This is a genomic window from Pseudomonas sp. KCJK9058, from assembly GCF_046230975.1.
GTDB lineage: Bacteria > Pseudomonadota > Gammaproteobacteria > Pseudomonadales > Pseudomonadaceae > Aquipseudomonas > Aquipseudomonas alloputida.
In genome coordinates, this window is sequence record NZ_JBJJLR010000040.1 from 16,492 (window position 1) to 26,967 (window position 10,476).

Genomic DNA, 10,476 nt, shown 5'->3' on the forward strand with positions numbered 1-10,476 from the left:
CATGCCTGCATCGGCCAATGAAGTGGTGCTTGCCGTCAGCGGCCTGGGCAAGACCTACGCCCAGCCCGTGCTCGGCGAGGTCAGCCTGAGCCTGCGCGCTGGCGAAGTGCTGGCCCTGACCGGCGAGAACGGCGCGGGCAAGAGTACGTTGTCCAAGCTCATCAGCGGCCTGGAGGTGCCCACCACCGGGCACATGACCTACCGTGGCCAGGCCTACGCGCCCGGCAGCCGCAGCGAGGCCGAACGCCTTGGTGTGCGCATGGTCATGCAGGAACTGAACCTGCTGCCGACGCTGACCGTCGCGGAAAACCTGTTTCTCGACAACCTGCCCAGCCGTTTCGGCTGGATCAGCCACAAGCGCCTGCGCCAGCTGGCAACGGCCGCCATGGCTCGGGTCGGGCTCGACGCCATCGACCCGGACACCCCTGTCGGTGAACTGGGCATCGGCCATCAGCAAATGGTCGAAATTGCCCGCAACCTGATCGGTGACTGCCATGTGCTGATCCTGGACGAACCCACTGCCATGCTCACTGCGCGCGAGGTGGCGTTGCTGTTCACCCAGATCGAGCGCCTGCGCGCGCGCGGCGTGGCCATTGTCTATATCTCGCATCGCCTGGAAGAGTTGCAGCGGGTGGCCCAACGCATCGTTGTGCTGCGCGATGGCAAGCTGGTGTGCGACGAGCCGATCCAGCGCTACAGCAGCGCCGAGCTGGTCAACCTGATGGTCGGCCGCGAGCTGGGCGAGCATATCGACCTGGGCCGACGGCAGATGGGGGCACCGCTGCTCAAGGTCGACAAGTTGTGCCGCGGCGACAAGGTGCGCGAGGTGTCGTTCGAAGTCAGGGCAGGGGAGATTTTTGGCATTTCCGGCCTGATCGGCGCCGGCCGTACCGAGCTGTTGCGCCTGATCTACGGTGCCGATCGCGCCGACAGCGGCGGTATCGCGCTCGGCCAACCGCCGCAGGCGGTAAACATCGACTCGCCCAAGGCTGCAGTGCGGGCCGGTATCGCGCTGATAACCGAAGACCGCAAAGGCGAGGGCCTGCTGTTGACGCAGTCGATCAGCGCCAACATTGCGTTGGGCAACCTGGGCGCGGTATCGCGCGCCGGTGTGCTCGATAGCGAAGCGGAAAAGGCCTTGGCCGAACGCCAGATCCAGGCCATGCGCATTCGCAGTGCTGGCGCGCAGCAAGTGGTGGGCGAGCTGTCTGGCGGTAACCAGCAGAAGGTGGTGATCGGCCGCTGGCTGGAGCGCGATTGCCAGGTGCTGCTGTTCGACGAACCCACGCGTGGCATCGATGTGGGCGCCAAGTTCGACATTTATGGCCTGCTGGCCGAGCTGGCGCGCCAAGGCAAGGCCTTGGTGGTGGTGTCCAGTGACCTGCGCGAACTGATGCTGATTTGCGACCGCATCGCCGTGCTGTCCGCCGGCCGCCTGATCGACACCTTCGCGCGTGATCATTGGAGCCAGGACCAGTTGCTTGCCGCCGCCTTCGCCGGTTATCAGAAACGTGACGCGCTGCTGCATGATGCAGCCCCCAGGATGGATGCATGAAAACCACCCCGCTCAACAACCAGGAAGCCGCCCCCGTGCGCCGCAGCGGTACCTACTTTGGCCTGGGCACCTACCTGGGCCTGGCTGGCGCCTTGCTGGCGATGATCGTGCTGTTCTCGTTCCTCAGCAGCCACTTCTGGTCGTATGGCACCTTCAGCACACTGGCCAACCAGATCCCGGACCTGATGGTGCTGGCGGTGGGCATGACCTTCGTGCTGATCATCGGCGGCATCGACCTGTCGGTGGGCTCGGTGCTGGCGCTGGCTGCCTCGACGGTGAGCGTGGCGATACTCGGCTGGGGCTGGGGCGTGCTGCCCTCGGCGCTGCTGGGCATGGCCGTGGCTGCCCTGGCCGGCAGCATTACCGGTGGTGTCACCGTGGCCTGGCGCATCCCGTCGTTCATTGTTTCGCTTGGTGTGCTGGAGATGGCCCGTGGCCTGGCCTACCAGTTCACCGACTCGCGCACCGCCTATATCGGCGACGCCTATGCCTGGTTCTCCAACCCGGTCGCCTTTGGTGTTTCGCCAGCGTTCATCATCGCCTTGTTGGTGATCGTGCTCGCCCAGTTGGTCCTGACGCGCACGGTGTTCGGTCGTTACCTGATCGGTATCGGCACCAACGAAGAGGCCGTGCGCCTGGCCGGTATCGATCCGCGCCCTTACAAAGTGCTGGTGTTCGCCCTGATGGGCCTGCTCGCCGGTCTGGCCGCGCTGTTCCAGATCTCGCGGCTGGAAGCGGCCGACCCCAATGCCGGGTCTGGCCTGGAGCTGCAGGTCATTGCCGCCGTCGTGATCGGCGGCACCAGCCTGATGGGCGGGCGTGGCTCGGTCATCAGCACCTTCTTTGGCGTACTGATCATTTCCGTATTGGCCGCCGGGCTGGCGCAGATCGGCGCCAGCGAGCCGACCAAACGCATCATCACCGGGGCGGTGATCGTCATCGCCGTGGTGCTCGACACTTACCGTAGCCGGCGCGCAGGCCGGCGGAACTGACACCATGGCAACCATCAAAGACGTCGCGGCACTGGCGGGTATTTCGTACACCACCGTGTCCCATGTACTCAACAAGACCCGTCCGGTCAGCGAGCAGGTGCGGCTGAAAGTGGAAGCCGCCATTGTCGAACTGGATTACGTGCCCAGTGCGGTGGCGCGCTCGCTGAAGGCGCGCAGTACGGCCACCATCGGCCTGTTGGTGCCCAACAGCGTCAACCCTTACTTCGCCGAGCTGGCGCGGGGTATCGAAGACGCCTGCGAGCGCAACGGCTATTGCGTGATCCTGTGCAACTCCGACGACAACCCGCAGAAGCAGCGCAGCTACCTGCGCGTGCTGCTGGAAAAACGCATCGACGGCCTGGTAGTGGCCTCGGTGGGCCAGGACGATGACCTGCTGCAAAGCCTGGCCGGTGTGCGCACGCCAATGGTCATCGTCGACCGTGAGCTGGAAGGCGTCGATGCCGACCTGGTGCGCATTGACCACGAGCAGGGGGCGTACCTGGCCACCCAGCACCTGCTGGAGCTGGGCCATCGCGACGTCGCCTATATCGGCGGCCCCGCCGAAACCGGTGTTACCCAGCTGCGCCTGAGCGGCTTCCGCCGTGCCATGGGCGAAGCCGGTGCGCCTGTGCTGGGCAGCCGTGTACTGCACTGCGACTTCACCAGCCCGGGTGGCCATGCAGCGGCGGCGCAGGTGCTGGAAGGCAAGCGGCCCTCGGCGATTTTTGCCGGCAACGACATGATCGGCTTTGGTGTGCTGCGCGCTGCCGCCGAACGCAATATCAGCGTACCCGGCGAGCTGTCGGTGATCGGCTTCGACGACATTGAACTGAGCCGCTACGTGTACCCACCACTGACCACCGTGGGCCAGTCGATCCGCGAGCTGGGCGAGAGCGCTGCCTCGTTGCTGCTGACGCGTATCGCTACGCCCCGGCAAGGCGCGGCGGAGCAGCGTATCGTCGCCCCGCGTATCGTCTTGCGTGAATCCACCGGGCCGCGCCCGGACCTGTTCAATGAATACCGCTAACGCTAAGGAAACGTCATGAATGCCAAGGTTGTGGTGGTCGGCAGCCTCAACATGGACCTGGTGGTCCGCGCCCAGCGCCTGCCACGGGCCGGCGAGACACTCCCCGGCGATAGCTTTTTCACGGTGCCGGGCGGCAAGGGTGCCAACCAGGCGGTGGCGGTAGCGCGGCTGGGGGGCAGCGTGGCGATGATCGGCAATGTGGGGGATGATGATTACGGTCGGCAACTGCACCGGGCCTTGTATGTCGAGGGTATCGACTGTCAAGGTGTCAGCACCTGCCCGGGCACGTCCAGCGGTGTGGCGCTGATCACGGTGGATGCTGCCAGCCAGAACTGTATTGTCATCATTCCCGGCGCCAACGGCCTGCTGACGCCGCAGTCGGTGCTGCGTTTCGATGCACTGCTGCAGGCCGCCGAGGTGGTCATCTGCCAGCTGGAAGTGCCCACTGACACTGTGGCGTGCACACTGGCCAGGGCGCGTGAGCTGGGCAAGCAGGTCATCCTGAACCCAGCACCCGCTACCGGCCCCTTGCCAGCGGACTGGTTTGCGCATATCGATTACCTTACCCCTAACGAAAGCGAGGCCGAAGCCTTGACCGGTGTGGCGGTGACCGACCAGGACAGTGCCCGGCGCGCAGGTGAGCGCTTGCTGCAGCTGGGGGCAGGCAAAGTGATCATCACCTTGGGTGCGCAAGGTGCCTTGCTGGTTACTGCCCAAGGCCAACAGCACTATCCGGCGCCGCGCGTGCAACCGCTGGACACCACCGCTGCCGGCGATACCTTCATTGGTGGCTTTGCTGCCGCCCTGGTGCGTGGGCTGAAGGAGGGCGAGGCGATCGCCTTTGGCCAGCGTGCCGCGGCATTGTCGGTTACCCGTGCCGGTGCCCAGCCGTCGATTCCCTACCTGGCGGAGCTGACGCCATGAAGAAAACCCCGCTGCTGAACGTTGCCCTGTCGCGAGTCATTGCCGGCATGGGGCATGGCGATATCCTGGTGATCGGCGATGCCGGGCTGCCGGTGCCGCCGGGTGTCGAGCTGATCGACCTGGCCATTACGCCTGGCCTGCCGGACTTCGCCAGCGTGCTGCGGGTGGTGCTGAGCGAATTGCAGGTTGAGCGGCACGTGCTGGCTGAGGAAATGCAGAAAGTGGTGCCACCTGCGCTGGTCGAAATCGAGCGACTGAAGGGCAAGCTGGGCAAGCGCGAATGGCTGACCCATGAGGATTTCAAAGTGCTGTCGCGCAGTGCCCGTGCGGTGGTGCGTACAGGCGAGTGCCAGCCCTACAGCAACATCGCCCTCATCTCCGGCGTCACCTTCTAGCCGCTTCCACAAAGGACGCCGGGCTGTGTAAACGCATGATTCATAGGCAACAGGAGTGCCATCCATGCTCAAGTCCCTGCTACAAGGAGTCGTCTTCATGGCCACAGCCTCCACCCTCCAGGCCGCACCCATCGACCTGATCATCGACACCGATCCCGGCGCGGACGACGTGGTCGCGCTGTTTCTGGCCATGGCTTCGCCCAACGAACTCAATATCCGCGCCATCACCACCGTGGCCGGCAACGTGCGCCTGGACAAGACCTCGCGCAATGCCCGCCTGGCCCGCGAATGGGCGGGGCGCGAAGACATCCCGGTGTACGCCGGTGCCGGCCGCCCATTGGTGCGCACGCCGATCTACGCCGCCGACGTTCATGGCGAAGAAGGCCTCACCGGTGTACCGGTGCACGAGCCGAAAGCGCCCCTGGCCCAGGGCAATGCCGTGCAATACCTGGTCGATACCCTCAGCGCAGCCAAACCGCACAGCATCACCGTCGCCATGCTCGGCCCGCAGACCAACCTGGCCCTGGCGCTGATCCAGCGCCCGAGCATCGTCAACGGCATCAAAGAGGTGGTGGTCATGGGGGGAGCCCATTTCAACGGCGGCAACATCACCCCGGTGGCGGAGTTCAACCTCTATGCCGACCCGCACGCCGCCGAAGTGGTGCTGGCCAGCGGCGTACAGCTGACCTACCTGCCGCTGGACGTCACGCACAAGCTGCTGACCAGTAACGCCCGCCTGAAGCAACTGGCAGCCGTGAACAACCAGGCCAGCAAGCGCGTGGTGGATATCCTCAATGCCTACATCACCCACGACATGGACGTGTATGGCATACCTGGCGGCCCTGTGCACGACGCCAGCGTCATCGCCTACCTGTTAAAGCCCGAGCTGTTCAGTGGCCGGCGTATCCACATGAGCATCGACAGCCGCGAAGGGCCCACTTTCGGCCAGACAATCGCAGACTGGTACGGTGTGCTCAAGCGGCCGGCGAATGTGCTGTGGGTGGAGCAGGGTGATGCCCAGGGGCTGTTCGACCTGCTCAGTGCCCGTCTGGCGCGATTGGAATAGCCGCGTGCGGCGCGTAGCGCTCGAATACCTGGTCGATGAAGCTGCGTGCCGCCTCGGCACCGTTGTCGCGCACCAACAGGTCGATGGCGATCAACAGTAACTCTTCCGGTGTGCCAGGGCTGTACGCGCTCTGGCCCTCGGCCCATTTGACCTTGATATCGGCATCGATGCTGTGGGTGCTCATGAAAAGCTCTCGCTGGGGGCCCGGAACGAAGGGGGAACACCTGACCCTGGTGTTCGATGGAGGCGGGATGCGCTCCACTTCTTGCAGCAAATCATGGCTTTGCGCCGGTGACCGTGCGGGCTAAGCATATGGCAAATACAGCACGTTGTGCAAAATCCGGTCACGATTCCTTTTCGCCTCGCCGCTGCAGTTCAGGCAGACTTGACCGGTTTTGCAACAAATGATGAGCGGAGCTGTCGGATCAGGCAGTTCCCGGACCGATTTAGGAGGCTTCATGTTCCGTACCCGTGCTTACCTGGCAACTCTGGCTGTGGCTGCTGTCCTGGCGGGTTGCAGCACTGGTGGCAATGCTGATGGTGGTGCCGCGCCAGCGGGCAACGATGGCCGCTGCGAAGCCAGTGGTGCCGACTTTGCCCTGGGCAAGCAGGCCAGCGCCGAATTGCTGGAGCAGGCACGCAAGGCCAGCGGCTCGCAGATGGCGCGCATTCTCAAGCCGCACGACGTGGTCACCCTGGAGTACCGCTCCGAGCGCTTGAACCTGAACGTGGACGAGCAGGGTAGGGTAACCCGCGTCAACTGCGGTTGATGCACGCGGGGGCAACTGCCTTGCGCAAAATGTGAAAAGCCTGCGCGGTCGCCTTGTAGGAGCGGGTTCACCCGCGAACACGGGCAAAGCCCGTGCCATTCACCCTACAGTCGGTTTCGCAGGCAATCCCGCCCCACTCAGATGATGCATCACCCATAAAAAAACCCGCCACAAGGGCGGGTTTTTTTACAGCTATCCGAATTACTCCGGACGAACCTGTGCAGCCTGCATGCCCTTCTGGCCGCGCTCGGCGACGAAGGAAACAGTCTGGCCTTCTTTCAGGCTCTTGAAGCCGTCAGATTCGATGGCTTTGAAGTGTACGAACAGGTCGTCGCCGCCGCCTGCTGGGGTGATGAAGCCGTAGCCTTTCTCATCATTGAACCATTTGACGGTGCCTTGTTGGCGATTGGACATGGGTGAATCTCCAGAACATTTAGTTTTTTCAGTGGTGCAATGCGGCCGAGGCTACGGAGCACGGGATACATCATAGTCTAATTCTGCGCATCTAGCGCCTTTTACCTTCGCAGGATATTGATCCAGCTCAAAGAATGGCTGGTCATCACCGGCTTTAAGGTTTCAGCTCTTCGGTGCGCAGGCCTGTCTCACCACCGACTGCGCCTTCTGCATCAGCTTGGCGTCAACGCCGTCCTTGCTGTCGAGGTCGGCAATCTCGGCGTCGGTGAAGTTCTTTTTGATGGCTTGCGCGCCGCAGTCGCAGTGTTTTTTCGCGGTGGCAGCGTCAACGCCCTGGCCGCTGGCCACTTGCGTGCACTGGGTCATGTAGGCGGCCTCCTTCCCGGCTGGGAAGTTGCCGGCGTTCGCAGCCACGGGCAGCAGCAGGGCGCCAGCGGCCGCCAGGGCCAGAAGAGACGGAACTCGCATCACCAGTTACTCCTTGGGTTAAGGTCTCATCAAGAGTAGGTTGCTTCCCAAAGTCTGAGCGGTATTTTTCCGCGTTAGTTCACCGCTGCGGTGCAATTTCCAAATATTTCTGCCTGGGGTGCAACCCGCGTGCTAGCATGCTCGGCTTGCGGTCGCGCTGTTGCCGGCTGCAGCTATCTTTTTTCTTTCCAGTCACTCTGGTTCGTCCCTGACAAGCCGAAAGGCTTCTGCCACTGTGGGGCAGGCTTCCTTTTACCGGAAGGCAGGTCGGATCTTGTACTGGCTCATCCCAACCCACGTGACCTTTGGTAGGGGTCACCACTAGGAGAGGAGGCGCCATGCCCGTTATTACTCTTCCCGATGGCAGTCAACGTTCGTTCGATCACGCCGTATCCGTAGCCGAAGTAGCCGCTTCCATCGGCGCTGGCCTGGCCAAGGCCACTGTGGCCGGCAAGGTCGACGGCAAGCTGGTCGATGCGTGTGACCTGATCAGCAACGACGCCACCCTGCAGATCATCACCCCTAAAGATGAAGAGGGACTGGAGATCATCCGTCACTCGTGCGCCCACCTGGTTGGCCACGCCGTGAAGCAGCTGTACCCGACCGCCAAGATGGTGATCGGCCCGGTCATTGACGAAGGCTTCTATTACGACATCGCCTACGAGCGCCCCTTCACCCCAGAAGACATGGCCGCCATCGAAAAGCGCATGATGGAGCTGATCGAAAAAGACTACGACGTGGTCAAGAAAATGACCCCGCGCGCCGAAGTCATCGATGTGTTCACGGCCCGTGGCGAAGACTACAAGCTGCGTCTGGTCGAAGACATGCCGGATGAACAGGCCATGGGCCTGTACTACCACGAAGAATACGTCGACATGTGCCGTGGCCCGCACGTGCCGAACACCCGCTTCCTCAAGGCGTTCAAGCTGACCAAGCTGTCCGGCGCCTACTGGCGCGGCGATGCCAAGAACGAGCAGCTGCAGCGCGTGTACGGCACGGCCTGGGCTGACAAGAAGCAGCTGGCTGCGTACATCCAGCGCATCGAAGAAGCCGAAAAACGCGACCACCGCAAGATCGGCAAGCAGCTCGACCTGTTCCACCTGCAGGAAGAAGCCCCGGGCATGGTGTTCTGGCACGCCAACGGCTGGACCGTCTACCAGGTACTCGAGCAGTACATGCGTGGCGTGCAGCGCGAAAACGGCTACCAGGAAATCAAGACCCCGCAGGTTGTCGACCGCATCCTGTGGGAGCGTTCCGGCCACTGGTCCAACTATGCTGAAAACATGTTCACCACTTCGTCGGAAAGCCGTGACTACGCGGTAAAACCGATGAACTGCCCGTGCCACGTGCAGGTGTTCAACCAGGGTCTGAAAAGCTACCGCGACCTGCCGCTGCGTCTGGCCGAATTCGGTGCCTGCCACCGGAACGAGCCGTCCGGCGCCCTGCACGGCATCATGCGCGTGCGTGGCTTCGTACAGGACGATGCGCACATTTTCTGCACCGAAGATCAGGTGAAGAAAGAGGCCGCCGACTTCATCAAGCTGACCCTGGACGTGTACAAGGACTTCGGTTTCAGCGACATCGCCATGAAACTGTCCACTCGTCCGGCCAAGCGTGTCGGTTCTGAAGAGTTGTGGGACCGTGCTGAAACAGCGCTGGCCGACGCCCTGAACGAATCCGGCCTTGAGTGGGAATACCAGCCGGGCGAGGGTGCCTTCTACGGCCCGAAAATCGAGTTTACCCTGCGCGACTGCCTCGGCCGTAACTGGCAGTGCGGTACCCTGCAGTACGACCCGAACCTGCCAGAGCGTCTGGATGCCAGCTATATCGCCGAAGATAACAGCCGAGTTCGCCCGGTCATGCTGCACCGCGCCATCCTCGGTTCGTTCGAGCGCTTCATCGGCATGCTGATCGAGCACTACGCGGGCGTGTTCCCTGCGTGGCTGGCCCCAACCCAGGCGGTGATCATGAATATCACCGACAAGCAGGCCGATTTCGCCCTCGAGGTTGAGAAATCTCTGAACGGAAGCGGTTTCCGTGCCAAGTCGGACTTGAGAAATGAGAAGATCGGCTTTAAAATCCGCGAGCATACTTTGCTCAAGGTCCCGTACCTTTTGGTTATAGGGGACCGCGAAGTCGAAACGCAAACCGTCGCTGTGCGTACTCGCGAAGGCGCAGACCTGGGCTCCATGCCCGTCGCCCAATTCGTTGAGCTGCTGACACAAGCGGTTTCCCGGCGTGGTCGCCAAGAATCGGAGTAATGACTATTAAGCGTGAAATGAGAAACGATAAGCGTGCTGTACCGAAGGCCCCGATCAACGAGAATATCTCGGCCCGCGAGGTTCGGTTAATTGGCGCAGACGGCGAGCAGGTTGGCATCGTCTCGATTGATGAAGCGCTGCGTATCGCTGATGAAGCGAAGCTGGACCTGGTAGAAATCTCTGCAGACGCGGTACCACCCGTCTGCAAGGTCATGGACTACGGCAAGCACCTCTTCGAGAAGAAGAAGCAGGCTAACGAAGCCAAGAAAAACCAGAAGCAGATCCAGATCAAAGAAATCAAGTTTCGTCCAGGGACGGAGGATGGGGATTACCAGGTAAAACTACGCAACCTGGTACGTTTCCTTACCGATGGGGACAAGGCCAAGATCTCTCTGAGATTCCGTGGTCGTGAGATGGCCCACCAGGAGCTGGGTATGGAGCTGTTGAAGCGGGTCGAAGCCGACCTCGCCGAATACGGCACCGTTGAGCAGCATCCGAAGATGGAAGGACGCCAGCTTATGATGGTCATCGCCCCCAAGAAAAAGAAGTAATCTCCCGGGCACGGCAGGCCTGATGATTATGTGTAATTTTATCGAATGCGGAG

At 62.2% G+C, this 10,476-nt stretch carries 12 protein-coding genes; 9 read left to right on the plus strand and 3 right to left on the minus strand.

Annotation, left to right across the window (positions count from 1 at the left end):
• Window position 1: 1 nt before the first annotated feature.
• From ACK59Z_RS19465 to ACK59Z_RS19490, 6 genes are all read left to right on the plus strand, one after another.
• Window positions 2–1,555, plus strand: coding sequence for a sugar ABC transporter ATP-binding protein (locus ACK59Z_RS19465; RefSeq protein WP_108191466.1), 1,554 nt, complete (start codon window positions 2–4; stop codon window positions 1,553–1,555).
• Complete coding sequence (locus ACK59Z_RS19470) at window positions 1,552–2,547, plus strand: ABC transporter permease (RefSeq protein WP_003250639.1); 996 nt, start codon at window positions 1,552–1,554, stop codon at window positions 2,545–2,547. Before ACK59Z_RS19465 ends, ACK59Z_RS19470 begins: the two co-directional genes overlap by 4 nt.
• A gap of 4 nt (window positions 2,548–2,551) precedes the next feature.
• Entirely contained in the window at window positions 2,552–3,574 is a 1,023-nt protein-coding gene (locus ACK59Z_RS19475; RefSeq protein ID WP_409293575.1) for a LacI family DNA-binding transcriptional regulator, read from the plus strand.
• Window positions 3,575–3,589: 15 nt separating this feature from the next.
• On the plus strand, window positions 3,590–4,498 hold the full coding sequence (gene rbsK / locus ACK59Z_RS19480) for a ribokinase (RefSeq protein ID WP_409293576.1): 909 nt from the start codon (window positions 3,590–3,592) through the stop codon (window positions 4,496–4,498).
• Entirely contained in the window at window positions 4,495–4,893 is a 399-nt protein-coding gene (gene rbsD / locus ACK59Z_RS19485; RefSeq protein WP_003250646.1) for a D-ribose pyranase, read from the plus strand. The genes rbsK and rbsD overlap by 4 nt, the downstream gene beginning before the upstream one ends.
• A 64-nt stretch (window positions 4,894–4,957) precedes the next feature.
• Window positions 4,958–5,959: a nucleoside hydrolase gene (locus ACK59Z_RS19490; RefSeq protein WP_409293577.1), complete on the plus strand. Its 1,002-nt coding sequence runs from the start codon at window positions 4,958–4,960 to the stop codon at window positions 5,957–5,959.
• Here ACK59Z_RS19490 and ACK59Z_RS19495 read toward each other — a convergent pair.
• Complete coding sequence (locus tag ACK59Z_RS19495) at window positions 5,931–6,143, minus strand: hypothetical protein (RefSeq protein WP_003250649.1); 213 nt, start codon at window positions 6,141–6,143, stop codon at window positions 5,931–5,933. The two genes, ACK59Z_RS19490 and ACK59Z_RS19495, sit on opposite strands and share 29 nt — an antisense overlap.
• A 274-nt stretch (window positions 6,144–6,417) precedes the next feature.
• Between ACK59Z_RS19495 and ACK59Z_RS19500 the strand changes: the two genes are divergently transcribed.
• Window positions 6,418–6,729 (plus strand): I78 family peptidase inhibitor, encoded by a 312-nt coding sequence (locus ACK59Z_RS19500; RefSeq protein ID WP_003250651.1) that lies wholly within the window; start codon window positions 6,418–6,420, stop codon window positions 6,727–6,729.
• A 201-nt stretch (window positions 6,730–6,930) separates the two neighbouring features.
• Here ACK59Z_RS19500 and ACK59Z_RS19505 read toward each other — a convergent pair whose 3' ends face one another.
• Together ACK59Z_RS19505 and ACK59Z_RS19510 are read right to left on the minus strand one after the other, a co-directional pair.
• Complete coding sequence (locus tag ACK59Z_RS19505) at window positions 6,931–7,143, minus strand: cold-shock protein (protein ID WP_003250656.1); 213 nt, start codon at window positions 7,141–7,143, stop codon at window positions 6,931–6,933.
• Window positions 7,144–7,305: 162 nt separating this feature from the next.
• Window positions 7,306–7,611: a hypothetical protein gene (locus tag ACK59Z_RS19510; RefSeq protein WP_003250658.1), complete on the minus strand. Its 306-nt coding sequence runs from the start codon at window positions 7,609–7,611 to the stop codon at window positions 7,306–7,308.
• A gap of 338 nt (window positions 7,612–7,949) precedes the next feature.
• Between ACK59Z_RS19510 and thrS the strand changes: the two genes are divergently transcribed.
• Both thrS and infC read left to right on the plus strand, forming a co-directional pair.
• On the plus strand, window positions 7,950–9,872 hold the full coding sequence (gene thrS / locus ACK59Z_RS19515; RefSeq protein ID WP_019751949.1) for a threonine--tRNA ligase: 1,923 nt from the start codon (window positions 7,950–7,952) through the stop codon (window positions 9,870–9,872).
• Window positions 9,872–10,423: a translation initiation factor IF-3 gene (infC, locus tag ACK59Z_RS19520; RefSeq protein WP_012052879.1), complete on the plus strand. Its 552-nt coding sequence runs from the start codon at window positions 9,872–9,874 to the stop codon at window positions 10,421–10,423. The genes thrS and infC overlap by 1 nt, the downstream gene beginning before the upstream one ends.
• Window positions 10,424–10,476: the final 53 nt, after the last annotated feature.

What these genes read in the sequence shown, in the direction of transcription:
- ACK59Z_RS19495 (WP_003250649.1), bottom strand. Translation starts at nt 6,143, where the DNA reads ATGAGCACCCACAGCATCGATGCCGATATCAAGGTCAAATGGGCCGAG.
- rbsK (WP_409293576.1), top strand. Translation starts at nt 3,590, where the DNA reads ATGAATGCCAAGGTTGTGGTGGTCGGCAGCCTCAACATGGACCTGGTG.
- ACK59Z_RS19500 (WP_003250651.1), top strand. Translation starts at nt 6,418, where the DNA reads ATGTTCCGTACCCGTGCTTACCTGGCAACTCTGGCTGTGGCTGCTGTC.
- infC (WP_012052879.1), top strand. Translation starts at nt 9,872, where the DNA reads ATGACTATTAAGCGTGAAATGAGAAACGATAAGCGTGCTGTACCGAAG.
- ACK59Z_RS19490 (WP_409293577.1), top strand. Translation starts at nt 4,958, where the DNA reads ATGCTCAAGTCCCTGCTACAAGGAGTCGTCTTCATGGCCACAGCCTCC.
- ACK59Z_RS19505 (WP_003250656.1), bottom strand. Translation starts at nt 7,143, where the DNA reads ATGTCCAATCGCCAACAAGGCACCGTCAAATGGTTCAATGATGAGAAA.
- thrS (WP_019751949.1), top strand. Translation starts at nt 7,950, where the DNA reads ATGCCCGTTATTACTCTTCCCGATGGCAGTCAACGTTCGTTCGATCAC.
- ACK59Z_RS19465 (WP_108191466.1), top strand. Translation starts at nt 2, where the DNA reads ATGCCTGCATCGGCCAATGAAGTGGTGCTTGCCGTCAGCGGCCTGGGC.
- ACK59Z_RS19475 (WP_409293575.1), top strand. Translation starts at nt 2,552, where the DNA reads ATGGCAACCATCAAAGACGTCGCGGCACTGGCGGGTATTTCGTACACC.
- ACK59Z_RS19470 (WP_003250639.1), top strand. Translation starts at nt 1,552, where the DNA reads ATGAAAACCACCCCGCTCAACAACCAGGAAGCCGCCCCCGTGCGCCGC.
- ACK59Z_RS19510 (WP_003250658.1), bottom strand. Translation starts at nt 7,611, where the DNA reads ATGCGAGTTCCGTCTCTTCTGGCCCTGGCGGCCGCTGGCGCCCTGCTG.
- rbsD (WP_003250646.1), top strand. Translation starts at nt 4,495, where the DNA reads ATGAAGAAAACCCCGCTGCTGAACGTTGCCCTGTCGCGAGTCATTGCC.